We start from the raw sequence: 25,491 nt of genomic DNA, 5'->3' as shown, positions 1-25,491 counted from the left end.
CCCCGCGGTGCGGGTTCTGATGCTGCCTGTGTGTGTATTGAGTTGTGAGTCGCGGGCCGCGCCGGGGCGCGGCATCCGTTCAGCCCTGGCGCTGCTTGTGACGCGGGTTCGACTTGCAGATGACCATGACGCGACCGTGGCGGCGGATGACCTTGCAGTGGTCGCAGATGGGCTTGACGGAGGGGTTGACCTTCATGATTTCTTCTCTTCGCTGTCTTCGCCGGGCACGCGTGCGTGTGCCGCGTGGGGCGTTACTTCTCGACCGGTCTAGCGGTAGCGGTAGACGATGCGACCGCGCGTCAGGTCGTAGGGCGAGAGCTCCACGACCACACGGTCCTCGGGGATGATGCGGATGTAGTTCTGCCGCATCTTGCCTGAGATCGTGGCAAGAACCTTGTGTCCGTTGGTGAGCTCGACGCGGAACATCGCGTTGGGCAGCGCCTCGGACACGACGCCCTCGATCTCGATGACACCGTCTTTCTTCGCCATACGCTCGCTAACACTTGTGCAGACCGGTCGGTCTGCGGGTGGATGGGATGTCGGTGCGACGACACGCCGATGAAGGCGCAACGCACCAAAGATCAAGCATACGTGATAGCGGATGCCTCGGCAAATGCCCGCCGCGCCGTCACGGCTGCCGCCCAGGATTCCCCTCGGGTGGCGGGCATCGCCGGGCCCGTGGCATCCCCAGGACCCCGACTCGGCCGGACCACGGCGCCCCATGCCCGCGGCATCCCAGGGCCCGCGGCATCCGTTCTCCCCCGGCGTCTGCGCACCCCCTTTCCAGGGCAAACACCACATTCGCGACGAGGCGCCACACTCGGGCGCGGTGTCTCGCGAGCGATGCGGTGTTTGCCCTTCCTCCACGGGGGCGCAACCTCGGGCACGGGGCGCGAGTTCCTCACGTCTGAGCGCAGGCGCGGAACGAGCGGATGCCGCGGCCACGACCATTGCCGCATGGCACAGGTTCTGCCGGTCGGCGTGGTCCGGCCCTCGCCCATCGAACTCGTCCGCGTCCGTGACGCCTTCGCCGGCACGCGTGGGCTCCGCAACAGCGCGCACTTCCACCGCGTGCGTACCGGCGTCTATGCCGCCCGACCGGCATGGGACGCGCTGCGCCCCTGGGAGCGGTATCTCGCGCGCGTGCACGCGTACGCGCTGGTGAATTCCGACGCGGTCTTCGCATACGAGTCCGCCGCCGCGATGCTCGGGCTACCCGTCTTCGGCGAGCCTGCCCTGATCCACGTGTACGCGCTGGCCCGGACCAGGTCGCGACGCTTCGGCGACGTCTTCGTGCACAGCTGCGTCGCCGTCCCCGAGACGGTGACGCTCGGCGCCCACACGATGACGACGCCCGCCACCACGACGGCGGATCTGATGCGCGTGCTGCCGCCACCGTTCGGACTAGCCGTCGGAGATGCGGCGGTGTCGCGGGTGCAAGGAGGGATGCTCGCCGTCGCCGACCTCGAGGCGGCCGCCGCGGCCCTTCCGAACACGCGCGGGCGCGCGCTGCGCAACCTTCTGCTGCCCATGGTCGATGCGCGTGCTGAGTCGCCGGGTGAGAGCGTCAGCCGCGCGGTGATCGTCTGGTCGGGTTTCGAGCCGCCAGACCTCCAGCGCGTGTTCGTCACCGACGGCATCACCGACCGGACCGACTTCTGGTGGGAGAGCGCGAAGGCCATCGCGGAATCCGACGGCTACGGCAAGTACGTCCGAGCGACCGCCGAGGAGACCCTCGAGGGCGTCCTCGCCGAGAAGCGGCGCGAGGACCGGCTGCGACGGCACTGCCGGGAGTTCGGCCGGTGGGACTGGGCTGCGTGCATGGCCGTCACGCCGGTGATCGGCGAGCTGGAACGGCTCGGCGTCCCGCGGGTCGCCGCACCGCGGAGCCGGCTGCTCGCGACAATGCGGGCCAACCCGCGCTCTCTCCCGCGCACGCCCGCCGTTCCCCGCACGCCCGTTGGCCCCAGCGCACCCGCGGCCGGCGCGCCCGCAGCGCGCCGCTGACAGACCGCACCGTTGACCCGTCGCCCGCTGACCCGTCGCCCGCTGGCCCACCCCGCCGCTGACCCGTCGCCCGTTGAGCCGTCGCCCGCCGGTCCGTCACGGCCCCGCGAGCGGGCGATACACCGCAAACGCGACGGCACACCACGGTGCTGCACGGTGTTTCGTCGCGCACGCGGTGTTTACCCTGAATGTTGGGGAACGGATGCCGCCCACGGGGACCCCGGCGCGCCGAACGCCCGCGCGCCGGCGACCCGCCGCCCCTCCGGTCCCCTCGAGCGGGCGATACACCGCAAACGCGACGGCACACCACGGTGCCGCACGGTGTCTCGTCGCGAACGCGGTGTTTACCCTGAATGTTGGGGAACGGATGCCGCCCACGCCAGGCGCCCCCCACGCCGGGCGCCCGCCCACGCCGGGCTGCCGCCCACGCCGGGCGCGCCCACGCCGGGCGCCCGCGTGCGCCGGACGCCCGCGTGCGGCGAACGCCCGGGCGCGGCGAACGCCCGCGTGCGCCGACGCGCGTGGGAGGAGGGGGCGGATGCCGCGGGGCGCGGCATCCGGTCACTCGAAGAGGGTCGCGAGCGCGCCCGCGGGGGGCAGGTCGGAGTTGGAGATGACATCGCCGTTCACGGCGACGGTCGGCGTGGCGATGCCGGACTGTCCGGGCTGCACCGGCGTCTGCTCCGTCATCGCCGTGACGAAGCCGGCGTAGCTGCCGTCGTTCACGCAGGAGTCGATCCCGGTGACACCCACGCCCGACGCGATCTCGAGGATCTCGGTGTTCGTCAGGCCGTCGGTGTTCTCGGCGGGCTGGTTCTCGAACATCGCCTGCAGGAAGGGCAGCGAGGCGTCCGGGTCGGCCTCGGCCACACAGTACGCGGCGTTGGCCGAGCGGGTCGAGAACTGCGTGCCGTTCGACAGCCGGTCGAGGATCGAGATGGGGTGGATGCCGAGCGTGATGCTGCCGTCGTCGACGAGGCCTTCGATCTCGGCGCCGTACACCTGCTCGAACTGGTTGCACACCGGGCACATGAAGTCGACGTAGGTGTCGAGGCGGTCCTCGCCCTCGCCGACGAGGATCGCACCGGTCTCGGTGTCGATGTTCGACGCCGACGGAGGGTTGACCTCGGTGGGCAGCGGCTTGGGCGCGGCCTGGTTGTTGAGCGTCACCACGAGCACCGCGACGAGCACGAGCGCCACCACCACGGCGATGGTCACCCAGATCGCGAACCAGTTGACCTTGCGTGCGCCGGCCTGTGCCATTTCGAGAGCCTCCCTAGGCGATCTGACGCGGCGTGATGCCGAAGGGCGCCAAGCCCGCGGCTCCGCCGTCGGGTGCGGTCAGCACCCAGATTCCGTCTTCGTGCACGGCCACGCTGTGCTCCCAGTGGGAGCCGGCGGTGCCGTCGAGCGTCGACACGGTCCACCCGTCGTCTTCGATGAAGGTGGCCTGGTCGCCGATGACGACCATCGGCTCGATCGCGAGGACGAGGCCGGGTCGCACCTCGGGCCCCGGACCGGCGACGCGGTAGTTGAACACCGAGGGCGACTCGTGCATCTTGCGGCCGATGCCGTGCCCGACGTACTCGCGCAGGATGCCGTAGGCGCCGGACTCCGGGGAGTTCGCCTCGATGTACTCCTGGATGGCGGCGCCCACCTCGCCGAGGTGGCGGGCGGTCGCGAGCGACGCGATGCCGGCCCACAGCGACCCCTCGGTCACGTCCGACAGGCGCTGCCGCTCCGCGACGACCGCGGGGCGCGTCTCGTCGGGCAGCACCGCGGTGAACGCGGAGTCCCCGTTCCACCCCTTGTACTCGGCTCCGGCGTCGATCGACAGGATGTCACCGGGCGCCAGCACGCGGTCGCCCGGGATGCCGTGCACGACCTGCTCGTTGACCGACGCGCAGATGGTGTGGCGGTACCCGCGGACCATCTGGAAGTTCGACTTCGCCCCACGGCCGGTGATGACCTCGGATGCCGCGGCATCCAGTTCCGCGGTGGTGACGCCGGGCGCGATCAGGCCGCGGACCGCGTCGAGGGCGGCGGCGGTGATGAGACCGGGTTCCACCATCGCCCGCAGCTGGGCGGGGGACTTGTAGATGGAGCGGCGCAGCGACACGTTCAGGAGACCGGGACGCGCACCAGGCCGCGTGCCTCGAGCGCGGCGATGATGCGGTCGGTGATCTCGTCGAGCGAGCCCACGCCGTCGATGTCGTCGACGATGCCGCGCGTGCGGTACACCTCGAGGATCGGCGCCGTCTCGCGCTCGTAGATCGCCAGGCGGTTGGCGATGACCTCTTCGGTGTCGTCGCTGCGGCCCTGCTCGGCGGCGCGCCCGGCGATGCGGGCGATGCTCTCGTCGCGCGGCACGGCCAGCTCGATCACTGCGTCGAGGGACTCGTCGCGCCCCTCGAGGAACTCGTCGAGGTGCATGACCTGGGCCATATTGCGGGGGTAGCCGTCCAGCAGGAAGCCCTCCGCCGCGTCGGCCTGCGCGAGGCGGTCGCGCACGACCGCGCTCGTCAGCTCGTCGGAGACCAGGTCGCCCGCCTCGATGATGGCCTTGACCTGCAGGCCGAGCTCGGAGCCCTCTGCGACCGCCGCGCGGAACACATCGCCGGTCGAGATGGCGGGGATGCCGAACGCCTCGGCGATGCGCACGCCCTGCGTGCCCTTGCCTGAACCCTGCGGGCCGACGATCAGAAGTCGGGTCATCGGAGGAGCCCTTCGTAGTGGCGCTGCTGAAGCTGCGCGTCGATCTGCTTCACCGTCTCGAGTCCGACGCCGACGATGATGAGGATCGAGGCTCCGCCGAACGGGAAGTTCTGGTTGGCGCCGACCGTGGCGAGTGCGACGAGCGGGAGGAGCGCTATCAGACCCAGGTAGATGGAGCCCGGGAGCGTGATGCGCGTGAGGACGTAGTCGAGGTACTCGGCGGTCGGGCGGCCGGCGCGGATGCCGGGGATGAACCCGCCGTACTTCTTCATGTTGTCGGCGACCTCGACGGGGTTGAAGGTGATCGCGACGTAGAAGTACGTGAAGCCGACGATGAGCAGGAAGTACAGCAGCATGTACAGCGCGTTGTCGCCGGTGACGAGGTACGCCTGGATCCACTGCACCCAGCCCGGCACCTCCTCGCCCGGCTGCGGCTGGTTGAACTGCGCGATGAGTGCGGGGATGTACAGCAGCGACGAGGCGAAGATGACGGGCACGACGCCGGCCATGTTCACCTTGATCGGGATGTACGTGTTGGTGCCGCCGTAGGTGCGGCGCCCGACCATGCGCTTGGCGTACTGGACGGGGATGCGGCGCTGCGACTGCTCGACGAAGACGACGAGCGCGACGACCACGATGCCGACGGCCAGCACGAGCAGGAAGACCTCGAAGCCGCGCGACTGCCAGATCGCCCACATCGAGGCGGGGAAGGCCGCGGCGATGGAGGTGAAGATGAGCAGCGACATGCCGTTGCCGATGCCGCGCTCGGTCACCAGCTCGGCGAACCACATGATGAGGCCGGTGCCGGCCGTCATCGTGATGATCATGAGGAGCTGCGCCCACCACGCCTCTTCGGTGAGGAGGTTCTCGCACTCCGGCACGCCGGTGACGCCGAACAGCTGACCGCTGCGGGCGACGGTGACCAGGGTGGTGGACTGGAGGAGCGCCAGCGCGATCGTCAGGTACCGCGTGTACTGCGTGAGCTTGGCCTGGCCCGCCTGGCCCTCCTTGTAGAGGGTCTCAAAGTGCGGGATGACCACGCGCAGCAGCTGCACGATGATCGTCGCGGTGATGTACGGCATGACACCCAGCGCGAAGATCGACAGCTGCAGCAGAGCGCCACCCGAGAAGAGGTTGACCAGCGACAGCAGACCCTCGGTGCCGGCGGACTGCCGGAGACACGACTGCACGTTCGGGAAGTCGACGAACGGCGCGGGCACGTGGGCACCGAAGCGGTACAGGGCGATGATCGCCAGGGTGAATGCGATCTTCCGCCGAAGGTCAGGAGTGCGGAAGATCCGCGCGATGGCGCTGAACAAGAGGATTCCTCCAGTGGGGGGCATCGGCACGCAGACGTGCCGACGTCCAGGGTAACCCAGTGGGGGCCGGAGCAAGCTCCGACCCCCACTGCGCGCGTATTACTTGACGGTGCCGCCCGCGGCGACGATCTTCTGCTCGGCAGAGCCCGAGACCTTGTCGACCGCCACGTTGAGCTTCACCGAGATGTCGCCGGTGCCGAGCACCTTGACCTTCTCGTTCTTGCGCACCGCACCCTTGGCGACGAGGTCGCCCACGGTGACGTCGCCACCGGCCGGGTACAGCTCCGCGAGCTTGTCCAGGTTCACGACCTGGTACTCGACGCGGAACGGGTTCTTGAAGCCGCGGAGCTTCGGGGTGCGCATGTGCAGCGGCATCTGCCCACCCTCGAAGCCGACCTTGACCTGGTAGCGGGCCTTGGTGCCCTTGGTACCGCGGCCGGCCGTCTTGCCCTTCGAGCCCTCACCGCGACCCACACGGGTCTTGGGGGTGTTCGAGCCGGGGACCGGACGCAGGTGGTGCACCTTCAGCACGCCCGGGCGCGCAGCCGGGACGTCCTTCTTGGCAGCAGCCTTCTTGGCCGGCGCCTTCTTGGCCGGCGCAGCCTTCTCAGCCTTGTCGGCCTTGGCGGCGGCGGGGGCCTTGTCGGCGGCCTTGGAGGAGGCGGCCTTGGACGCGGCAGCCTTCTTCGGGGCCTTCTTCTCAGCCTCGACGGCTTCGTTCTTCTCGGCCTTCTCAGCCATCAGTCGATCTCCTCAACCTTGACGAGGTGGGCGACGGTCCGGACGTAGCCGCGCGTCTGCGCGTCGTCGGGACGGACGACCGAGTCGCCGATCCGCTTCAGACCGAGCGAACGCAGCGTGTCGCGCTGGTTCTGCTTCTCGCTCACCTTGGACTTGACCTGCGTGACCTTCAGACGCGCAGCCATCAGACACCTGCCTTCGCAGCGGCCGCGGCCTCAGCCTCGGCACGGACGAGACGGGCGGGGGCGACCTGGTCGAAGTCGAGGCCACGGCGTGCGGCGACCGCACGGGGCTCCTCGAGCTGCTTCAGGGCCTCCACCGTCGCGTGGACGATGTTGATCGTGTTCGACGAGCCGAGCGACTTCGACAGCACGTCGTGGATGCCGGCGCACTCGAGCACGGCACGCACCGGGCCACCGGCGATGACACCGGTACCGGCAGCGGCCGGGCGCAGCAGCACCACACCGGCAGCGGCCTCACCCTGCACCGGGTGCGGGATGGTCGAGCCGACGCGGGGCACGCGGAAGAAGTTGCGCTTGGCCTCCTCGACACCCTTCGAGATCGCCAGCGGCACCTCACGGGCCTTGCCGTAGCCGACGCCGACCACACCGTTGCCGTCGCCGACGACGACGAGCGCGGTGAAGCTGAAGCGACGGCCACCCTTGACGACCTTCGACACGCGGTTGATGGTGACGACGCGCTCGAGGAACTGGCTCTCGTTGCGGTCGCGGCCACCGCGGTCGCGGTTGGGGTTGCGCTCGCGACCACCGCGGCGCGGCTCGCGCTCGCGCTCGGCGGGCGCCTCGGCGGCCGGGGCCTGAGCCTCGGCTGCAGCCTGGTCGGTCACGATGTTCTCCTTGTTGTCACTCACAGGTTCAGACCTCCCTCGCGGGCGCCGTCGGCGATCGCCGCGACACGGCCGGCGTAGCGGTTGCCGCCACGGTCGAACACGACGTCCGAGACGCCGGCGGCCTTCGCGCGCTCGGCGAGGAGCTCGCCGACCTTGCGGGCCTTGGCGGTCTTGTCAGCGTCGGACACGCGCAGGTCGGTCTCGAGGGTCGAGGCCGAGGCCAGCGTGTGGCCCTTGCTGTCGTCGACGATCTGCACGAAGACGTGGCGCGCCGAGCGCGTGACGACCAGGCGCGGACGCTCGGGGGTGCCGACGACCTTCTTGCGAAGGCGGGCGTGACGACGCGCGCGCGCGTCGGACTTCGACTTCACAGCCATGGTTACTTACCAGCCTTTCCGGCCTTGCGCCGGACGACCTCGCCGGCGTAGCGCACACCCTTGCCCTTGTACGGCTCGGGCTTGCGGATCTTGCGGATGTTGGCCGCGGTCTCGCCGACAGCCTGCTTGTCGATGCCCGAGACGGTGAGCTTGTTGTTGCCCTCGACCGTCAGCGTGATGCCGGCGGGCGCCTCGACGAGCACCGGGTGCGAGAAGCCGAGAGCGAACTCGACCGACGTGCCCTTCTGCGCGACGCGGTAACCCGTGCCGACCACCTCGAGGCCCTTGGAGTAGCCCTGGGTGACACCGATGATGTTGTTGTTGATGAGCGTGCGGGTCAGGCCGTGCAGCGAGCGCGACGAGCGCTCGTCGTCGGGGCGGGTCACGACGACCTGGCCCTCTTCGACCTTGACCTCGATGGGACGGGCCACGGTGAGCGACAGCTCGCCCTTGGGGCCCTTGACGGCGACATCCTGACCCTCGACCGAGACGGTCACACCGGCGGGGATGTCGATCGGAAGACGACCGATACGCGACATGTCAGATCACCACACGTAGGCGAGGACTTCCCCACCCACGCCCTTCTGCTCGGCCTGGCGGTCCGTGAGGAGGCCAGAGGAGGTGGACAGGATGGCCACGCCGAGCCCGCCGAGCACGCGGGGGATCTCGGTCGACTTCGCGTAGACGCGCAGACCGGGCTTGGAGACGCGCTTGATGCCGGCGATCGACCGCTCGCGGTTCGGGCCGTACTTGAGCGTCAGCGTGAGGGTCTGGCCGACGCGTGCGTCGCTGACCTCCCACGACGAGATGTAGCCCTCCTGCTTGAGGATCTCGGCGATGTGGGTCTTGAGCTTGGAGCTCGGCAGCGACACGGAGTCGTGGTGCGCCGAGTTCGCGTTGCGCAGACGGGTCAGCATGTCTGCGACCGGGTCTGTCATTGTCATGAGTTGATTCCTTTGTTCACGAGGTTTCGGCTGCCGTTACACGACAGACGACCTTCCATGATGACGGTGTTCAGTTATGGGATCGGATGCCGCGACCGCCGCCTTCGCGCCGGTCGCGGCATCCGTCAGGTGATCACGCCTGGGCGTCGTCCGACTTGAACGGGAAGCCGAGGTGGCGCAGGAGCGCGCGGCCCTCGTCGTCCGTCTTCGCCGACGTCACGATGGTGATGTCGAAGCCGCGGACGCGGTCGATCTTGTCCTGGTTGATCTCGTGGAACACGGACTGCTCCTGGAGACCGAAGGTGTAGTTGCCGTTGCCGTCGAACTGGGCGCCCGACAGGCCGCGGAAGTCGCGGATGCGGGGCAGCGCCAGGTTGACCAGACGGTCGATGAACTCCCACGCGCGGTCACCGCGGAGGGTGACGTGCGCGCCGATGGCCTGGCCCTCGCGCAGCTTGAACTGCGCGATGGACTTGCGGGCCTTGGTCACGACCGGCTTCTGGCCGGTGATCTTGGTGAGGTCGTCGACCGCGCCATCGATCACCTTGCTGTCGCGAGCTGCCTCGCCGACACCGGTGTTCACGACGACCTTGACCAGGCCGGGCGTCTGCATGACGTTGGCGTAGCCGAACTCGTCCTGCAGGGCCTTCTTGATCTCGGTGTTGTACTTCTGCTTCAGGCGGGGCTGGATCTTGCCAGCCTCCACGGCAGTGGTGCTCATGTTCAGAGGTCCTTGCCTGACTTCTTCGCGTAGCGCACGCGGACGTTGCGCTTCACGCCGTCCTTCGTCTGCTCCTCGACGCGGTGGCCGACACGGGTCGGCTTCTTGGTCGAGGGGTCCACGAGCTGGACGTTGGAGATGTGGATCGGGGCTTCCATCGTCTCGATGCCGCCCGTCTTGGTGCCGCGCTGCGACTGGCCGACGCGGTTGTGCTTGGTGACGTAGTTCACGCCCTCGACGATCACGCGGTTCTGCTCGGCAAGGACCTCGAGGACCTTGCCCTGCTTGCCGCGGTCGCCGCCGCGCTCGGGCTTGGCGCCCGAGATGACCTGAACCAGGTCGCCCTTCTTGATCTTGGCCATGGGGTCAGATCACCTCCGGTGCGAGCGAGACGATCTTCATGAACTTCTTGTCGCGAAGCTCACGGCCGACCGGTCCGAAGATGCGGGTGCCGCGGGGCTCCCCGTCGTTCTTCAGGATGACGGCGGCGTTCTCGTCGAACTTGATGTACGAGCCGTCGGGACGACGGGTCTGCTTGACGGTGCGGACGACGACGGCCTTGACCACGTCGCCCTTCTTGACGTTGCCGCCCGGGATCGCGTCCTTGACGGTGGCCACGATGATGTCACCCACGCCCGCGTAGCGGCGGTTCGAGCCACCGAGGACGCGGATGGTGAGCAGCTCCTTGGCACCCGTGTTGTCGGCGACCTTGAGGCGGGACTCGTTCTGAATCACTTGGCCTTCTCCAGGATCTCGACCAGACGCCAGCGCTTGGTCGCGCTCAGCGGGCGGGTCTCGTTGATGAGGACGAGGTCGCCGATGCCGGCCGTGTTGCCCTCGTCGTGCGCCTTCACCTTGGAGGTGCGGCGGATGACCTTGCCGTACAGCGGGTGCTTCACGCGGTCCTCGACCTCGACGACGATGGTCTTGTCCATCTTGTCGCTGACGACGTAGCCGCGGCGGGCCTTGCGGTAGCCACGGGCGTCCGCGTCGCGCACGTCGTGCTCGGCCGACTCGTGGCCCTTGGCGGCGACCTCGGCCTGCTTCTTCTCAGCCATCACTCGGCCTCTTCCTTCGCGGCCGAGTCGGCGGCATCCGCCTTCTTGGCCTTCGTCTTCTTCGCCTTCGTCGCCGTCTCCAGCGGAGCGGGCGTGGCACGGATGCCGAGCTCGCGCTCACGGATCACGGTGTAGAGCCGCGCGATGTCGCGCTTGACCGCACGGATGCGGCCGTGGCTCTCGAGCTGGCCGGTGGCCGACTGGAAGCGCAGGTTGAACAGCTCTTCCTTGGCCTTGCGCAGCTCCTCGACGAGGCGCTGGTCTTCGAACGTGTCGAGCTCGCTCGGAGCGAGCGTCTTGGTGCCGATCGCCATTACGCGTCGCCCTCCTCGCGCTTGATGATGCGTGCCTTGAGAGGCAGCTTGTGGATGGCACGGGTCAGCGCCTCACGAGCGAGTTCCTCGTTGACGCCGGCGACCTCGAAGAGGACGCGACCCGGCTTGACGTTCGCGACCCACCACTCCGGCGAGCCCTTACCGGAACCCATGCGGGTCTCGGCCGGCTTCTTGGTGAGCGGACGGTCGGGGTAGATGTTGATCCACACCTTGCCGCCGCGCTTGATGTGACGGGTCATCGCGATACGAGCGGACTCGATCTGACGGTTCGTCACGTACGCGGGCGTGAGGGCCTGGATGCCGAACTCGCCGAAGGAGACCTTCGTGCCGCCGGTGGCCTGGCCCGAGCGGCCGGGGTGGTGCTGCTTGCGGTACTTGACCTTGCGGGGGATGAGCATTACGCCGACGCTCCTTCTGCCACGGGGGCCTCGTTGCGGCGCTCACCGCGGTCACCGCGGTCGCCGCGGTCGCCACGGGGGCCACGGCGGTCGCCGCGCTCGCGCGCCGGCTTCTGGTTGGCCTGCTCGCGAGCGAGCTCCTTGTTGGTCAGGTCGCCCTTGTAGATCCAGACCTTCACGCCGATGCGGCCGAAGGTGGTCTTGGCCTCGTAGAAGCCGTAGTCGATGTTCGCGCGCAGCGTGTGCAGCGGCACACGACCCTCGCGGTAGAACTCCGAGCGGCTCATCTCGGCGCCGCCGAGGCGGCCGGAGACCTGGATGCGGACGCCCTTGGCGCCGGCGCGCTGAGCACCCTGCAGGCCCTTGCGCATCGCGCGGCGGAACGCCACGCGAGCGGTGAGCTGCTCGGCGATGCCCTGCGCGACGAGCTGGGCGTCGGCCTCGGGGTTCTTGACCTCGAGGATGTTCAGCTGGATCTGCTTGCCGGTGAGCTTCTCGAGGTCGGCGCGGATGCGCTCGGCCTCGGCGCCGCGGCGGCCGATCACGATGCCCGGGCGGGCGGTGTGGATGTCGACGCGGACGCGGTCACGCGTGCGCTCGATCTCGATGTTGCTCACGCCGGCGCGGTCAAGCGACGTCGTCAGCAGGCGACGGATCTTGATGTCCTCGGCCACGTAGTCGGCGTAGCGCTGTCCGGGCTTCGTCGAGTCCGAGAACCAACGCGACACGTGGTCCGTGGTGATGCCGAGGCGGAAGCCGTACGGGTTGACCTTCTGTCCCATTACTTGCTCGCCTTCTTGCTCTTGGCAGCCGGCGCCGTCTCCGCGACCTCGGGGGTCGAGAGCACGACGGTGATGTGGCTGGTGCGCTTCTTGATCTGGAAGGCGCGGCCCTGTGCACGGGGCTGGAAACGCTTGAGCGTCGTGCCCTCGTCCACGTACGCGTTCTTCACGTACAGGTCCTGCTCGTCCAGGTACTCGCCGTCCTTGTCGGCCTTCACGCGAGCGTTCGCGATCGCCGAGGCGACGAGCTTGTAGATCGGCTCGCTCGCACCCTGCGGCGCGAACTTGAGGATGGCCAGGGCCTCCTCAGCCTGCTTGCCCTTGATGAGCGCGACGACACGACGAGCCTTCTGAGGGGTCACGCGGATGTGTCGCACGCGTGCGATGGACTCCACCATTTCTCTCTCCTCTGCCCCCGCGTCAGCGGCGGCGGCCCTTCTTGTCGTCCTTCACGTGGCCGCGGAAGGTGCGGGTGGGCGCGAACTCGCCCAGCTTGTGGCCGACCATGGTCTCGGTCACGAACACGGGGATGTGCTTGCGACCGTCGTGCACGGCGATGGTGTGACCCAGCATGGCCGGGATGATCATCGAACGGCGCGACCAGGTCTTGATGACGTTCTTGGTGCCGGCTTCGTTCTGGACGACGACCTTGCGAAGCAGGTGCTCGTCGACGAAGGGGCCCTTCTTAAGGCTGCGAGGCATCTTCCTCTACTCCTACTTCCGCTTCTTGCCGGCGTTGCGACGACGGACGATGTACTTGTCGCTTTCCTTGTTCGCGTGACGGGTGCGGCCTTCGGCCTGACCCCACGGCGAAACCGGGTGACGACCACCGGAGGTCTTACCCTCACCACCACCGTGCGGGTGGTCGACGGGGTTCATCGCGACACCGCGGACGGTCGGGCGGATGCCCTTCCAGCGGTTGCGGCCGGCCTTGCCCCAGTTGATGTTCGACTGCTCGGCGTTGCCGACCTCGCCGACGGTCGCGCGGCAGCGCGCGTCGACGTTGCGGATCTCGCCCGAGGGCAGACGCAGCTGGGCGTAGGGGCCGTCCTTCGCCACGAGGCGAACCGACGTGCCGGCCGAGCGCGCCAGCTTCGCGCCGCCGCCGGGGCGGAGCTCGATGGCGTGGATCACGGTACCGGTGGGGATGTTCTTCAGCGGCAGGTTGTTGCCCGGCTTGATGTCAGCCGAGGCGCCCGACTCGACGATGTCGCCCTGCGCCAGCTTGTTCGGCGCGAGGATGTAGCGCTTCTCGCCGTCGAAGTAGTGCAGGAGCGCGATGCGCGCGGTGCGGTTGGGGTCGTACTCGATGTGAGCGACCTTGGCGTTGACGCCGTCCTTGTCATTGCGACGGAAGTCGATGACGCGGTACTGACGCTTGTGGCCACCGCCGATGTGGCGGGTGGTGATGCGGCCCTGGTTGTTGCGGCCACCGGTCTTGCTGAGCGGGCGGAGGAGCGACTTCTCGGGCGTCGATCGGGTGATCTCGGCGAAGTCGGCCACCGACGAGCCGCGGCGACCCGGGGTCGTGGGCTTGTACTTGCGAATAGCCATAGTTCTCTAGTCCTCTGTCCCGACCGTCAGCCGACTGCCGTGAAGATGTCGATGGTGCCCGACTTCAGGGTCACGATGGCGCGCTTGGTGTCCTTGCGCTTGCCGGTGCCGAAGCGGGTGCGACGAGCCTTGCCCGTGCGGTTGAGCGTGTTGACCGCTGCGACCTTGACGCCGAAGATCTTCTCGATCGCGAGCTTGATCTCGGTCTTCGAGGCGCGGGGGTCGACGAGGAAGGTGTACTTGCCCTCGTCGATGAGCCCGTAGCTCTTCTCCGAAACGACCGGCTTCAGGATGATGTCGCGCGGGTCCTTGTTGACGGCGGTCATGCCGAGGCCTCCTCGGTGGTGGCGGTCTTGGACGCGACGAACGCGTCGTAGGCGGCCTTGGTGAAGACGATGTCGTCCGAGACGAGCACGTCGTAGGCGTTGAGCTGGTCGAACGGCAGCACGTGCGCGAACGGGATGTTGCGGACGCTCAGCACGTTGATGTCGTCGGAGCGGTCCACGACCACGAGCACGTTCTTGACGGCGCCGAGACCCGTGAGCACCGCGGCGGCGGCCCTGGTCGACGGAGCACCCTCGATGCCGAACGACTCCACGACGTGGAGACGCTCGCCGCGGGCGCGGTCGCTGAGCGCGCCGAGGAGGGCGGCCGCGATCATCTTCTTGGGGGTGCGCTGCGAGTAGTCGCGCGGCTTCGGGCCGTGCACGATTCCACCGCCGGTCATCTGCGGCGCGCGGATCGAGCCCTGGCGGGCGTTACCCGTGCCCTTCTGCTTGAAGGGCTTGCGGCCGGCGCCCGAGACCTCACCGCGACGCTTGGTCGAGTGGGTGCCCTGGCGAGCCGCCGCGAGCTGCGCGACGACGACCTGGTGGATGAGCGGAATGTTCGTCTTGACGTCGAACAGCGCGGCGGGCAGCTCGATGGAGCCGGCCTTCTTGCCGTCTGCGTTCACGACGTCGAGCGCGAGAGTCGAGTCAGCCATGCGATCAGGCACCCTTCACTGCGTTGCGGACGTAGACGATGCGGCCGCGCGCGCCGGGGACGGCGCCCTTGACGAGCAGCAGACCCTTCTCGGCGTCGACGGCGTGCACCGTGAGGTTGAGGACGGTCACGCGCTCGCCACCCATACGGCCGGCCATGCGCATGCCCTTGAAAACGCGGCTCGGGGTCGACGAGGCGCCGATCGAACCGGGCTTGCGGTGGTTGCGGTGCGCACCGTGCGAGGCGGAGACGCCCTTGAAGTTGTGGCGCTTCATGACACCCGCGGTGCCCTTGCCCTTGCTGGTGCCGACGACGTCGACCAGCTGGCCGGCCTCGAACGTGCCGTCCACCGTGAGCTCCTGACCGAGTGAGTAGTCAGCGGCGTCCGCGGTGCGGATCTCGGTGAGGTGACGGCGCGGGGTGACACCGGCGGCCTCGAAGTGGGCCGTCAGGGGCTGGTTCACCTTGCGGGGGTCGATCTGGCCGTAGCCGATCTGGACGGCCTTGTAGCCGTCCTTCTCCGGCGTGCGGACCTGGGTCACGACGTTCGGAGCGATCTCGATCACGGTGACGGGAACGAGCTTGCCGTTCTCGTCCCAGACCTGGGTCATGCCGAGCTTGGTGCCGAGCAGGCCCTTGGAAACCTTGGAGTTGATGTCAGCCATGTCGAACCTCAGAGCTTGATCTCGATGTTGACATCGGCCGGAAGGTCGAGGCGCATGAGCGAGTCGACCGCCTTGGGCGTCGGGTCGACGATGTCGATCAGACGCTTGTGGGTGCGCATCTCGAAGTGCTCGCGGCTGTCCTTGTACTTGTGGGGAGAACGGATCACGGCGATCACGTTCTTCTCCGTCGGAAGGGGCACGGGGCCCACGACCGTCGCGCCCGCACGGGTCACGGTGTCGACGATCTTCCGCGCCGACGAGTCGATGACCTCGTGGTCGTACGACTTCAGGCGAATGCGGATCTTCTGTCCCGCCATAGTCTGCTCACTCTCTTTCCGCGTCGTACCTCTCGGGCATTGGACGCACATGGCGCTTGCGCGCCGGGCACATTTCTCGCGGCCGGCGACCTTCCGGCCGCCGAGCCCGTCGAGGGGCACCGCTGTTCTCATGTCAATCCGGATGCCGCGCCGAAGCGCTGCTCCCGTCATCCGTTCTCCGCCCACGCGAAACGGTGCTCCGCAGTGGGTGAATTCGAGATGTGGTGGTTCTGCTGCCCGCGGCCTAGGACTCTGCGCATGTGCGCTGCCTATGCACTGCCCTGGCAGTGATCCGGCGCACGCCAAGAGGGGCACCGGAATGTGGAACCTCACTAGTCTACGTGCAGCCCGGGCGTGTCGCAAACTCGGGCGTGTCGCGACGCGGCTATGCTCGGCGCCTTCCCAGCCTGGCACCCGCCCGAGCAGGCTCGCCGAGCCGAGTTTGCGCCCGGTGCTTCCCGCACCGGCGAGGTCGTGGCAGAATGACCACACGCAACCGCTGGCGAACTGGGGAGTTCCGTCGGCACGCAGGACCCGAAGGACTGCGTTCGGTTGCGACGGGGAGGGAAAGCAGTGGCGTCGCATTTTGTCGACGCGGCTAAAAGGCCGTATGTCGACGCATTGACAAGAAGTTCCAAGAAGCGGGTCGAGTCTGGGGAGACCGTCGCTCGCCTTGATCGCGCACCCGCGCGGCCGACCGGCACGGACCATTGGCGGGATCGATACTCGCGCCGGCTGTGGCTGAGCGATCTCGCGGTGCTCGCCGGGGTCGTGTTCGGCACGCAGATCGCGTGGTTCGGGCTCGACAGCTCGAACGTGGTGATCCGCGAGGACTCGTTCCTGACGGGCGCGTCGTACTGGGCGTTCTCGGCGATTCTGCTGGCCGTGTGGATGTGGTCGCTGAGCCTCGTCGACTCGCGCAGCGCGCGGATCGCGGGCAGCGGGTCGGCCGAGTACACCCGCATCATCTCGGTGAGCACGCGCCTGTTCGGGATCATCGCGATCCTGGCGTTCCTGCTGCGCGTGGACGTCGCCCGCGGGTACCTGCTCATCAGCTTCCCGCTGGGGATCGCGCTCCTGCTCATCGAGCGCTGGGCGTGGCGGCGCTGGCTGATCACGCGCCGCGTCAGCGGCGACTGGAGCGCCACGGTGCTCCTGGTCGGCTCGAGCGAGTCGGTCGCGCAGATCGCCGCCGCGCTGCGCCGGTCCCCGAGCGCCGGCTACCACGTCGTGGGCGCCTGCATCCCGGACGGGCAGCCGGGGCAGACCGTGCCGGGCACCGACATCCCGGTGCGCGGCGACATCCGAGGCGTTCTGGGGGCGCTCGACGCCGCCGGGGCCGACACCGTCGCGGTGACCAGCACCGACGAGCTCCCGCCGTCCGGGGTCAAGCGCATCTCGTGGGCCCTCGAGGCCGACCGCCGTCACCTCATCCTGGCGCCGAGCATCGCCGACATCGTCGGTCCGCGCATCCACACCCGTCCGGTCGCGGGCCTGCCGCTGATCCACGTCGAGACGCCGCGGTACAGCAAGGGTCAGCGCTTCCTCAAGCGGACGGCCGACATCGCCGTCTCCGCCCTCGCGCTGGTCTTCTTCGCGCCGCTCATGGCCGCCCTCGCGCTCATCATCAACAGGACGTCGGCAGGGCCGGTGCTGTTCCGCCAGACCCGTATCGGCCTGGACGGCCGCGCCTTCCAGATGCTGAAGTTCCGGACGATGGTGCCGGATGCCGAAGAGATGCTCGCCGGCCTCGAGCCCGGACGCGAGGTCGGCAACGAGGTGCTCTTCAAGATGCTGGACGACCCTCGCGTGACGCCGATCGGACGGTTCCTGCGCAAGTACAGCCTCGACGAGCTGCCGCAGCTCGTGAACGTCCTGATGGGGTCGATGTCGCTTGTCGGCCCCCGGCCGCCGCTCCCCCGCGAGGTGGCGCGGTACGCCGACCATGTGCACAGGCGATTCATGGTCAAACCGGGCATCACCGGCCTCTGGCAGGTGAGCGGACGCTCGTCGCTGTCGTGGGAGGAGTCGGTGCGGCTGGACCTGTCGTACGTCGACAACTGGACTCTCGCGGGCGACTTCGTCATCATGCTCCGCACCGCGCGCGCCGCGCTGCTTCCGGGAAGGACGACGGCATGAGCGGGCTGATCGTCGCCGAATGGATCGAGGCGGTCGGCGGTGCCGAGCGCGTGGTCGACCGCTTCGCGGGGCTGTTCCCCGACGCGGACATCCTGTGCCTGTGGAACGACGCGCCCGGCAGGCACCGCGGCCGCAAAGTGCGCGAGACGTGGCTGGCCCGCACGCCGCTGCGGCATCACAAGGCGCTCGCGCTGCCGCTCATGCCGCTCGCGTGGCGGCGCCCCGCCCACGGCTCACCCGACTGGGCGCTGGTGAGCTCCTACGCGTTCGCCCATCACGTCCAGTTCACCCAGCCCGGCACGCCGACGTTCGTCTACGCGCACACCCCGGCCCGCTACCTGTGGGCGCCCGAGCTCGACGGCCGGGGTGACAACCTCGCCGCCCGGATCGCCGGCCCGCCGCTGCGGGCCCTCGACCGGCGCACCGCGGCGCGCGCGACCGCCGTGGCGGCCAACAGCCGCTTCGTGGCGCAGCGGGTGCAGCGGGCGTGGGGCGTGGAGGCGACGGTCATCAATCCACCGGTCGACGTCTCGTACATCTCGTCGGGCGCGTGGCGCGACCAGCTCACCGACCGCGAGCGGCGCCGGCTCGACGCCCTCCCGCGCGACTTCGTGCTCGGGGTGTCCCGGTTCATCCCGTACAAGCGGCTGGACCTGGTGATCGCGGCCGGCGAGGCGCTGGGCATGCCCGTCGTCATCGCGGGATCGGGACCGCTCGAGGGCGAGCTGCGCGAGCGCGGCCGCACCGCGCGGGTACCCGTGCATCTGCAGGTCGCGCCGTCCGACGCGATGCTGTTCGCACTGATGGAGCGGGCCGGCCTGTTCGTCTTCCCACCGGTCGAGGACTTCGGCATCGTCGCCGTCGAGGCGATGGCGGCGGGCACGCCGGTGATCGCCAACCGCGTCGGCGGTGCCAGCGAATCCATCCGGGAGGGCGTCGGCGGCGCGCTGTTCGATCCCCGTTCTCGAAGCGATCTCGTCGCCGCCGCGACGCGCGCCGTCGCCCTGCCGACGGAGGAGGTCGTGCGGCACGCTCAGCAGTTCGACGGCCCGCGCTTCGACGAGAACCTCACCACCTGGATGGCGCGCCATGGCGCCCCCGTGACCCCGCCGGTCGTCGCGCAAGCTCTCTGACCCCCGAAGAGAAGCTCGACGCAGATCGGCGGCGCGCTCGCGATACTCCCCCGCGACGCGCGGACGAAGGGCGGTCCGCCTCGCGGACCGCCCTTCGCTCTGAGCCCTACTCGTTGCCGACGGCCTTGTCGATGTTCTCGCGCACGCCGTCCACGTGCTGGTCGACGCTGTCGGGCGCGACCTTCTTGACGAACTCGGCGGCGGCGTCGAGAGCGCTGTCGCTGACACCTTCGGCGTGCTCGGACTTGATGACGTCGTCGATCTTGTCCTTGTTCTGCTCCAGGAAGTCCTTCCCCTGGTTGACGATGTCCTCGATACCCATTCCGGCTCCTCACCGCGACCCCCGGGTGGGGTGCGCCGAGGCCATTCTGGCCTGTCACGTCGCCCCGGCGACAGTCCGGGGGAACGACGAAAGGGGCCGGGCTCCGAGAGCCCGACCCCTTGTCGGCGACGGATGCCGCGGCATCCGTCTGACGTCCGAAAGGACTTACTTGATGATCTTGGTCACCGTGCCGGCGCCGACGGTGCGGCCACCCTCACGGATCGCGAAGCCGAGGCCCTCCTCCATGGCGATCGGCTGGATCAGCTCGACCGTCATGTCGGTGGTGTCGCCGGGCATGACCATCTCGGTGCCCTCGGGCAGCGTGATGACGCCGGTGACGTCGGTGGTGCGGAAGTAGAACTGCGGACGGTAGTTCGTGAAGAACGGGTTGTGACGGCCGCCCTCCTCCTTGGACAGGATGTACGCCGTGCCCTCGAAGTTGGTGTGCGGGGTGACCGAACCGGGCTTCACGACGACCTGGCCGCGCTCGACGTCGTCACGCTTGGTGCCGCGCAGGAGCAGACCACAGTTCTCGCCGGCCCACGCCTCGTCGAGCTGCTTGTGGAACATCTCGATACCGGTGACGATCGTCTTCTGCGTCGGGCGCAGACCCACGATCTCGACCTCGGAGTTGATCGCGAGGGTACCGCGCTCGGCGCGGCCCGTGACGACCGTGCCACGGCCGGTGATGGTGAAGACGTCCTCGATGGGCATGAGGAACGGCTTGTCCTTGTCACGCACCGGGTCGGGGATCGACTCGTCGACGGCGTCCATGAGCTCGACGATCTTCTCGACCCACTCGGCGTCGCCCTCGAGAGCCTTCAGGCCCGAGACGCGCACGACGGGGGCGTTGTCGCCGTCGAAGTCCTGCGACGAGAGCAGCTCGCGGACCTCGAGCTCGACGAGCTCCAGGATCTCCTCGTCGTCGACCATGTCGCTCTTGTTGAGCGCGACCAGCAGGTAGGGCACGCCGACCTGCTTGGCGAGCAGCACGTGCTCGCGCGTCTGCGCCATCGGGCCGTCAGTGGCCGCGACGACGAGGATCGCGCCGTCCATCTGGGCGGCACCGGTGATCATGTTCTTGATGTAGTCGGCGTGACCCGGGGCGTCGACGTGAGCGTAGTGACGCTTGGGGGTCTCGTACTCGACGTGCGAGATGTTGATCGTGATACCGCGCTGACGCTCCTCGGGAGCGGAGTCGATCGACGCGAAGTCACGCTGCACGTTGGTGGCCGACGGGTACTTGTCGGCGAGCACCTTCGAGATCGCTGCGGTGAGCGTGGTCTTGCCGTGGTCGACGTGACCGATCGTTCCGATGTTCACGTGCGGCTTGGTCCGCTCGAACTTGGCCTTAGCCACTGGGTCCTCCTCAGGACGGTCATGTAGAAGTTCCGGGCACTGGTTTGCGACCGGACGTCTACGGGGATATCTCCACCTTAGTGGAGACGGTTCTGGTGATTCTGTGTGAAGTTGTGCTCCGGGATGCCTCGTCGCCGAGGCATCCCGGAGTGCAGGGTTACTCGCCCTTGGTCTTCTGGACGATCTCGTCGGCCACGTTGCGAGGAACCTCGGCGTAGCTGTCGAACTCCATCGAGTACACCGCGCGGCCCGAGGTCTTCGAACGCAGGTCGCCGATGTAGCCGAACATCTCCGAGAGCGGGACCAGCGCACGCACGACCTTGACGCCCTGGGCGTCCTCCATCGACTGGATCTGGCCGCGACGCGAGTTCAGGTCGCCGATGACGTCGCCCATGTACTCCTCGGGAGTACGCACCTCGACCGCCATGAGCGGCTCGAGGATGACGGGGTTCGCCTTGCGGACGGCCTCCTTGAAGCCCATGGAGCCCGCGATCTTGAACGCCATCTCGGACGAGTCGACGTCGTGCGACGCGCCGTCCATGAGGGTGGCCTTCACGCCGACCATGGGGTAGCCGGCGAGCACGCCGACGTTCATGGCGTCCTGGAAGCCCTGGTTGGTGGGCTCGATGTACTCGCGCGGGATGCGGCCACCGGTGACCTTGTTCTCGAACTCGTACGTCTTGTCGGCCGTGACCTCGAGGGGCTCCAGCGCGAACTGGATCTTCGCGAACTGGCCCGAACCGCCGGTCTGCTTCTTGTGGGTGTAGTCGTGACGCTCGACGGTCTTGCGGATCGTCTCGCGGTACGCCACCTGGGGCTTTCCGACGTTGGCCTCGACCCGGAACTCGCGCTTCATGCGGTCCACGAGGATGTCGAGGTGCAGCTCGCCCATGCCCTTGATGACCGTCTGGCCGGTCTCGGCGTTCTGCTCGACGCGGAACGTCGGGTCCTCTTCGGCGAGCTTCTGGATCGCCAGACCCAGCTTCTCCTGGTCGGCCTTGGTCTTGGGCTCGATGGCCACCTCGATGACCGGCTCCGGGAACGTCATCGACTCGAGGACGACCTGGTTGTTCGAGTCGGCCAGGGTGTCACCGGTGGTGGTGTCCTTGAGGCCGATGACCGCGTAGATGTGACCGGCGGTGACCGAGTCGACCGGCATCTCCTTGTTGGCGTGCATCTGGAAGATCTTCCCGATGCGCTCCTTCTTGCCCTTGGTCGCGTTGACGACCTGGGCGCCCGAGTCGAGGTGACCCGAGTAGACGCGGATGTAGGTGAGGCGACCGAAGAAGGGGTGCGTCACGATCTTGAACGCGAGCGCCGCGAAGGGCTCCTCGCGGTCGGCGTGGCGCTCGATGATGATCTCTTCGTTCTTGGGGTCCTTCGCCTCGATGGCGGGGACGTCCAGCGGCGACGGCAGGTAGTCCACGACCGCGTCGAGCATCGGCTGCACGCCGCGGTTCTTGAACGCCGAGCCGCACAGCACGGGGTAGAGCTCGGAGGCGATGGTCAGCTTGCGGATGGCGCCCTTGATCTCGGCGACCGTCAGCTCCTCGCCGCCGAAGTGCTTCTCGAGAAGCTCCTCGTCGGACTCGGCGACGGCCTCGAGCAGGATCTCGCGGTACTCGGCGGCCTTGTCGGCGAGCTCGGCCGGGATCTCCTGGATCTCGTACTTGGCGCCCATGGTCACGTCGCCCTTGGCGTCGCCGGGCCACACCAGCGCGCGCATCTCGACGAGGTCGACGACGCCCACGAAGTCGCTCTCCGAGCCGATGGGCAGCTGGAGCACGAGCGGCTTGGCCTTCAGACGGTTGACGATGGTGTCGACCGTGAAGTAGAAGTCTGCGCCCAGCTTGTCCATCTTGTTGACGAAGCAGATGCGGGGCACGTCGTACTTGTCGGCCTGGCGCCACACCGTCTCGGACTGGGGCTCGACGCCCTCCTTGCCGTCGAACACGGCGACCGCGCCGTCGAGGACGCGCAGCGAGCGCTCGACCTCGACCGTGAAGTCCACGTGGCCGGGCGTGTCGATGATGTTGATCTGGTTCTTGTTCCAGAAGCAGGTGACGGCGGCCGACGTGATCGTGATGCCGCGCTCCTGCTCCTGCTCCATCCAGTCGGTGGTGGCAGCGCCGTCGTGCGTCTCGCCGATCTTGTGGTTGACGCCCGTGTAGAACAGGATGCGCTCGGTCGTCGTCGTCTTGCCGGCATCGATGTGCGCCATGATGCCGATGTTGCGGACCTTGTTGAGGTCGGTGAGCACTTCTTGTGCCACGGGGTGTCCTTAGCTGTTGTGTCTCGATACGGCGCTCGTGCGCCTGCTCGACAACCGGGTTTCGGGGGGTCCGCCGCTCCCGTGGGTCACGGGAGCGGCGGGATGCTGGTTACCAGCGGTAGTGCGCGAAGGCGCGGTTCGACTCGGCCATCTTGTGGGTGTCCTCGCGGCGCTTGACCGCGGCACCGAGGCCGTTCGAGGCGTCCAGGATCTCGTTCTGGAGGCGCTCGGTCATCGTCTTCTCACGACGGCCCTTGGCGTAGCTCACGAGCCAGCGGAGGGCGAGCGTGTTGGCGCGGTGAGGCTTGACCTCGACCGGCACCTGGTAGGTCGAGCCGCCGACGCGGCGCGACTTGACCTCGAGGGTCGGGCGCACGTTGTCGAGGGCCTTCTTGAGGGTGGCGACGGCGTCCTGGCCGTTCTTGGCCTCGACGCCGCGGAGGGCGCCGTAGACGATCGACTCGGCGAGCGACTTCTTGCCGTCGACGAGGATCTTGTTGACGAGCTGGGTGACGACGGGGGCGCCGTACACCGGGTCGTTGACGACGGGGCGCTTCGGGGCGGGTCCCTTACGAGGCATCTTTCTCAGCCCTTCTTCGCGCCGTAGCGGCTGCGGGCCTGCTTACGGTTCTTGACAGCCTGGGTGTCGAGCGCACCGCGGATGATCTTGTAGCGGACACCGGGGAGGTCCTTCACACGACCGCCGCGGACCAGCACGAGCGAGTGCTCCTGCAGGTTGTGGCCCTCGCCGGGGATGTAGGCGGTGACCTCGGTGCCGTTGCGGAGCTTCACACGGGCGACCTTGCGCATCGCCGAGTTCGGCTTCTTCGGGGTGGTGGTGTACACGCGGGTGCAGACACCCGCCTGCTGCGGGTTCGCCTTGAGCGCGGGCGCCTTGGTCTTCGCGACCTTGGGCGAGCGGCCCTTGCGAACCAACTGCTGAATGGTTGGCACGTTCTCTCCTTGTTGTGCTGCACGGTGACAGCGTCGTGGTCTCCCCCGCGGCATCCGGATCTTTCGATCCATGACGCTGCGGGCTCACGTGGATCCATCGGCGCGGCAGAATGACTTCCGCGCTTTGTGTGATGGATATGCCGTGGGGGCGGCCTGTTCGCAGGCCGGTCCCTGAGATGCGGCGCCCACACCGTTCGCCGCACCGAGGCACGGTTGACGGCGCGCGTGAGCGCACACCCGATCTATGATACGTGGGTTTCGGGGGGTGGGCAAACGCCCGCCCCTGACGGTCAGCCGATCGTCAGCAGCGCGACCAGCGCGGTCACCGCCAGGAGGGCGCAGACGGATGCCGCGGCCACCAGCACCACGGCTCGCCGGCGCCTCCGCCGCCGCTCGCGGGCCGCTGCGGCCGCGGTGTCGACGAACGCCTGCGGCGAGCGCGGCTGCGGCTCCCGCTTCCTCGGCGGGGTGGCCGGGAGGGCGCGTGCCCGGTACGCCTCGGCGGTCGAGGGGCCATGGGCCACGCGCCCGCCGACCGCCGGCACGTCGCCGCCCACCTCCTGCGGCGGGGCGGCCGCGCCGGCTCCGCGATGCTCGGTCTGCGTGGTGGCGGCGTCGATGCGTCCGCGTGAGCGCAGGCGCGTGCTCGTCGACTCGTCGAGGGGTTCCGCCGGTCCGCGGCGCCGCGGTCCCGGCGGCGCGTCGGACGCGGTCGGCTGCTCGCCGGGTTCCGCTGCGGCCGGGGCGACCGCGTCCGCGGTGGCGGCCGACGCAGCGCCGCGAGCGCCGTCACGCGGCACCGTGACATCGTCGACCGGCTCGGCGGGCCCCCTGCGCCGCGACCAGGCGGTGCGCTCGTCGTCGGGGTCGATCACCCGTCGCTCCGCTGGAGGCGCACCTCCGCGTCGCCGAGCAGGAACCGGTCGCCGGCCTCGACCTCTTCGCCGCGAGGGACCTCGACCTCGGTGCCCATGACGGTGGCGAACAGCACGCCGTTCGTGGAGTCGAGGTCGGTGACGTACCAGCGGTCGTCGCGCAGCCGCAGCCGGGCGTGGGTCTTGGACACGGTGCCGTCCTGGATGGCGACGAGCTGCGCCTGCGGGAACTCGGGGTCCCTCGCCGGCCGGCGGCCGAGGATCACCACGTCGGCCGACAGCGCCACCGGTTCGCCGGCGGGCGGCACGAGCGTCCAGTCGCTGCGCTTGCGGCGGGCGATGATCGTCTGGTCGAGGGCGTCGATGTCGTCCTCGTCGGGGATCTCGGGCTTGCCGTGGAAGGCCGACACCGACGAGCGGGCCGCGCGCGGTGCACCCGCGTCGGGGGCGCCGTAGACGGCCGACACCGGCCCGGATGCCTCGGGGAACGCATCCGCGTCGTCCACCGCAGAGCGGGTCGGGGCCCAGCCCCCGTAGCCGTTGCGGCCGGGGGCGGCGGCGGGCACGGGCTGGGGGGCGTCGCCGGCGGGTGCCGCCGCTTCCTCCACCGCCCTCCACCCGGCGATGCAGAATCGGCCGCGCAGGCGCTTCCCGCCCGTCACCGCGTCGG

36 protein-coding genes are annotated in these 25,491 nt (G+C 68.7%); 3 read left to right on the top strand and 33 right to left on the bottom strand.

The features are described 5' to 3' along the window. Window positions 1-79: 79 nt before the first annotated feature. Together rpmJ and infA are read right to left on the bottom strand one after the other, a co-directional pair. Entirely contained in the window at window positions 80-196 is a 117-nt protein-coding gene (gene rpmJ / locus V6R91_RS28640; protein WP_005050492.1) for a 50S ribosomal protein L36, read from the bottom strand. 71 nt (window positions 197-267) lie between these two features. After that, entirely contained in the window at window positions 268-489 is a 222-nt protein-coding gene (gene infA / locus V6R91_RS28635) for a translation initiation factor IF-1 (protein WP_005050493.1), read from the bottom strand. 468 nt (window positions 490-957) lie between these two features. On the opposite strand from infA, the gene V6R91_RS28630 reads away from it, so the two are divergent. Beyond that, window positions 958-2,007 (top strand): hypothetical protein, encoded by a 1,050-nt coding sequence (locus V6R91_RS28630; protein ID WP_336398090.1) that lies wholly within the window; start codon window positions 958-960, stop codon window positions 2,005-2,007. A 561-nt stretch (window positions 2,008-2,568) separates the two neighbouring features. Here V6R91_RS28630 and V6R91_RS28625 read toward each other — a convergent pair. The 24 genes from V6R91_RS28625 to rpsJ all read right to left on the bottom strand — a co-directional run bounded on the left by V6R91_RS28625 (window position 2,569) and on the right by rpsJ (window position 15,767). Further along, on the bottom strand, window positions 2,569-3,270 hold the full coding sequence (locus V6R91_RS28625; RefSeq protein WP_336398089.1) for a DsbA family protein: 702 nt from the start codon (window positions 3,268-3,270) through the stop codon (window positions 2,569-2,571). Window positions 3,271-3,283: 13 nt separating this feature from the next. Beyond that, window positions 3,284-4,126 (bottom strand): type I methionyl aminopeptidase, encoded by an 843-nt coding sequence (gene map / locus V6R91_RS28620; RefSeq protein WP_336398088.1) that lies wholly within the window; start codon window positions 4,124-4,126, stop codon window positions 3,284-3,286. Between the two features lie 2 nt (window positions 4,127-4,128). Next, window positions 4,129-4,722, bottom strand: coding sequence for an adenylate kinase (locus V6R91_RS28615; RefSeq protein WP_336398087.1), 594 nt, complete (start codon window positions 4,720-4,722; stop codon window positions 4,129-4,131). Next, window positions 4,719-6,041: a preprotein translocase subunit SecY gene (gene secY / locus V6R91_RS28610; protein ID WP_336398086.1), complete on the bottom strand. Its 1,323-nt coding sequence runs from the start codon at window positions 6,039-6,041 to the stop codon at window positions 4,719-4,721. The genes V6R91_RS28615 and secY overlap by 4 nt, the downstream gene beginning before the upstream one ends. 99 nt (window positions 6,042-6,140) lie before the next feature. Continuing rightward, window positions 6,141-6,782, bottom strand: a complete 642-nt coding sequence (gene rplO / locus V6R91_RS28605) for a 50S ribosomal protein L15 (RefSeq protein WP_336398085.1) — start codon at window positions 6,780-6,782, stop codon at window positions 6,141-6,143. Next, complete coding sequence (rpmD, locus tag V6R91_RS28600; protein ID WP_018171461.1) at window positions 6,782-6,967, bottom strand: 50S ribosomal protein L30; 186 nt, start codon at window positions 6,965-6,967, stop codon at window positions 6,782-6,784. The genes rplO and rpmD overlap by 1 nt, the downstream gene beginning before the upstream one ends. Further along, window positions 6,967-7,653, bottom strand: coding sequence for a 30S ribosomal protein S5 (gene rpsE, locus V6R91_RS28595; protein ID WP_336398084.1), 687 nt, complete (start codon window positions 7,651-7,653; stop codon window positions 6,967-6,969). The genes rpmD and rpsE overlap by 1 nt, the downstream gene beginning before the upstream one ends. Then, entirely contained in the window at window positions 7,650-8,009 is a 360-nt protein-coding gene (rplR, locus tag V6R91_RS28590; protein ID WP_336398083.1) for a 50S ribosomal protein L18, read from the bottom strand. The genes rpsE and rplR overlap by 4 nt, the downstream gene beginning before the upstream one ends. 2 nt (window positions 8,010-8,011) lie before the next feature. Then, window positions 8,012-8,548: a 50S ribosomal protein L6 gene (gene rplF / locus V6R91_RS28585; protein ID WP_336398082.1), complete on the bottom strand. Its 537-nt coding sequence runs from the start codon at window positions 8,546-8,548 to the stop codon at window positions 8,012-8,014. 6 nt (window positions 8,549-8,554) lie between these two features. Then, window positions 8,555-8,953, bottom strand: coding sequence for a 30S ribosomal protein S8 (rpsH, locus tag V6R91_RS28580; protein WP_318354393.1), 399 nt, complete (start codon window positions 8,951-8,953; stop codon window positions 8,555-8,557). A gap of 133 nt (window positions 8,954-9,086) precedes the next feature. Then, on the bottom strand, window positions 9,087-9,674 hold the full coding sequence (gene rplE, locus V6R91_RS28575; protein WP_336398081.1) for a 50S ribosomal protein L5: 588 nt from the start codon (window positions 9,672-9,674) through the stop codon (window positions 9,087-9,089). A 2-nt stretch (window positions 9,675-9,676) separates the two neighbouring features. After that, window positions 9,677-10,036: a 50S ribosomal protein L24 gene (rplX, locus tag V6R91_RS28570; protein ID WP_172990762.1), complete on the bottom strand. Its 360-nt coding sequence runs from the start codon at window positions 10,034-10,036 to the stop codon at window positions 9,677-9,679. Window positions 10,037-10,040: 4 nt separating this feature from the next. Beyond that, window positions 10,041-10,409, bottom strand: coding sequence for a 50S ribosomal protein L14 (gene rplN / locus V6R91_RS28565; protein ID WP_336398080.1), 369 nt, complete (start codon window positions 10,407-10,409; stop codon window positions 10,041-10,043). Next, complete coding sequence (gene rpsQ, locus V6R91_RS28560) at window positions 10,406-10,732, bottom strand: 30S ribosomal protein S17 (RefSeq protein ID WP_336398079.1); 327 nt, start codon at window positions 10,730-10,732, stop codon at window positions 10,406-10,408. Before rpsQ ends, rplN begins: the two co-directional genes overlap by 4 nt. Next, the gene (gene rpmC, locus V6R91_RS28555; protein WP_318354390.1) at window positions 10,732-11,046 is read right to left on the bottom strand and encodes a 50S ribosomal protein L29; all 315 of its coding nucleotides are present in this window, start codon (window positions 11,044-11,046) and stop codon (window positions 10,732-10,734) included. Before rpmC ends, rpsQ begins: the two co-directional genes overlap by 1 nt. Beyond that, a complete protein-coding gene (gene rplP, locus V6R91_RS28550) occupies window positions 11,046-11,465 on the bottom strand; it encodes a 50S ribosomal protein L16 (protein WP_018171451.1) in 420 nt (139 codons plus the stop codon). The genes rpmC and rplP overlap by 1 nt, the downstream gene beginning before the upstream one ends. After that, window positions 11,465-12,247 carry a 30S ribosomal protein S3 gene (rpsC, locus tag V6R91_RS28545; protein ID WP_194397477.1) on the bottom strand — a complete coding sequence of 261 codons (783 nt, stop codon included), beginning with the start codon at window positions 12,245-12,247 and terminating at the stop codon, window positions 11,465-11,467. Before rpsC ends, rplP begins: the two co-directional genes overlap by 1 nt. Then, entirely contained in the window at window positions 12,247-12,645 is a 399-nt protein-coding gene (rplV, locus tag V6R91_RS28540; RefSeq protein ID WP_109210486.1) for a 50S ribosomal protein L22, read from the bottom strand. The genes rpsC and rplV overlap by 1 nt, the downstream gene beginning before the upstream one ends. Window positions 12,646-12,667: 22 nt before the next feature. Continuing rightward, window positions 12,668-12,949: a 30S ribosomal protein S19 gene (gene rpsS, locus V6R91_RS28535; RefSeq protein WP_018171448.1), complete on the bottom strand. Its 282-nt coding sequence runs from the start codon at window positions 12,947-12,949 to the stop codon at window positions 12,668-12,670. Between the two features lie 12 nt (window positions 12,950-12,961). Continuing rightward, entirely contained in the window at window positions 12,962-13,801 is an 840-nt protein-coding gene (rplB, locus tag V6R91_RS28530; protein WP_194414505.1) for a 50S ribosomal protein L2, read from the bottom strand. A gap of 26 nt (window positions 13,802-13,827) precedes the next feature. Then, window positions 13,828-14,127, bottom strand: coding sequence for a 50S ribosomal protein L23 (gene rplW, locus V6R91_RS28525; RefSeq protein ID WP_045301485.1), 300 nt, complete (start codon window positions 14,125-14,127; stop codon window positions 13,828-13,830). Further along, a complete protein-coding gene (gene rplD / locus V6R91_RS28520) occupies window positions 14,124-14,786 on the bottom strand; it encodes a 50S ribosomal protein L4 (protein WP_336398078.1) in 663 nt (220 codons plus the stop codon). Before rplD ends, rplW begins: the two co-directional genes overlap by 4 nt. Before the next feature lie 4 nt (window positions 14,787-14,790). Further along, window positions 14,791-15,450, bottom strand: coding sequence for a 50S ribosomal protein L3 (rplC, locus tag V6R91_RS28515; RefSeq protein ID WP_336398077.1), 660 nt, complete (start codon window positions 15,448-15,450; stop codon window positions 14,791-14,793). Window positions 15,451-15,458: 8 nt separating this feature from the next. Further along, window positions 15,459-15,767 (bottom strand): 30S ribosomal protein S10, encoded by a 309-nt coding sequence (rpsJ, locus tag V6R91_RS28510; protein WP_106816553.1) that lies wholly within the window; start codon window positions 15,765-15,767, stop codon window positions 15,459-15,461. A gap of 756 nt (window positions 15,768-16,523) precedes the next feature. On the opposite strand from rpsJ, the gene V6R91_RS28505 reads away from it, so the two are divergent. Together V6R91_RS28505 and V6R91_RS28500 are read left to right on the top strand one after the other, a co-directional pair. Next, on the top strand, window positions 16,524-17,906 hold the full coding sequence (locus tag V6R91_RS28505; RefSeq protein WP_336398075.1) for a sugar transferase: 1,383 nt from the start codon (window positions 16,524-16,526) through the stop codon (window positions 17,904-17,906). Continuing rightward, window positions 17,903-19,039: a glycosyltransferase gene (locus V6R91_RS28500; RefSeq protein ID WP_336398074.1), complete on the top strand. Its 1,137-nt coding sequence runs from the start codon at window positions 17,903-17,905 to the stop codon at window positions 19,037-19,039. The genes V6R91_RS28505 and V6R91_RS28500 overlap by 4 nt, the downstream gene beginning before the upstream one ends. 106 nt (window positions 19,040-19,145) lie before the next feature. On the opposite strand, the gene V6R91_RS28495 is transcribed toward V6R91_RS28500, so the two are convergent. From V6R91_RS28495 to V6R91_RS28465, 7 genes are all read right to left on the bottom strand, one after another. Continuing rightward, window positions 19,146-19,361: a hypothetical protein gene (locus tag V6R91_RS28495; RefSeq protein WP_336398073.1), complete on the bottom strand. Its 216-nt coding sequence runs from the start codon at window positions 19,359-19,361 to the stop codon at window positions 19,146-19,148. Window positions 19,362-19,526: 165 nt separating this feature from the next. Further along, the gene (gene tuf, locus V6R91_RS28490; protein ID WP_336398072.1) at window positions 19,527-20,720 is read right to left on the bottom strand and encodes an elongation factor Tu; all 1,194 of its coding nucleotides are present in this window, start codon (window positions 20,718-20,720) and stop codon (window positions 19,527-19,529) included. 157 nt (window positions 20,721-20,877) lie between these two features. Beyond that, entirely contained in the window at window positions 20,878-22,992 is a 2,115-nt protein-coding gene (fusA, locus tag V6R91_RS28485) for an elongation factor G (protein ID WP_336398071.1), read from the bottom strand. Window positions 22,993-23,101: 109 nt separating this feature from the next. Further along, entirely contained in the window at window positions 23,102-23,572 is a 471-nt protein-coding gene (rpsG, locus tag V6R91_RS28480; protein WP_106816549.1) for a 30S ribosomal protein S7, read from the bottom strand. 5 nt (window positions 23,573-23,577) lie between these two features. Continuing rightward, window positions 23,578-23,946: a 30S ribosomal protein S12 gene (gene rpsL, locus V6R91_RS28475; protein ID WP_106816548.1), complete on the bottom strand. Its 369-nt coding sequence runs from the start codon at window positions 23,944-23,946 to the stop codon at window positions 23,578-23,580. Between the two features lie 290 nt (window positions 23,947-24,236). Beyond that, the gene (locus V6R91_RS28470) at window positions 24,237-24,821 is read right to left on the bottom strand and encodes a hypothetical protein (RefSeq protein ID WP_336398070.1); all 585 of its coding nucleotides are present in this window, start codon (window positions 24,819-24,821) and stop codon (window positions 24,237-24,239) included. Further along, window positions 24,818-25,491 (bottom strand): FHA domain-containing protein (locus tag V6R91_RS28465; RefSeq protein ID WP_336398069.1); only part of this gene is annotated, 674 nt, incomplete at its 5' end. The genes V6R91_RS28465 and V6R91_RS28470, both read right to left, overlap by 4 nt.

This window comes from Microbacterium sp. CCNWLW41, assembly GCF_037083505.1.
Note: the sequence above shows the minus strand (reverse complement) of the source record. Positions and strands in the feature narration are given on the sequence as shown.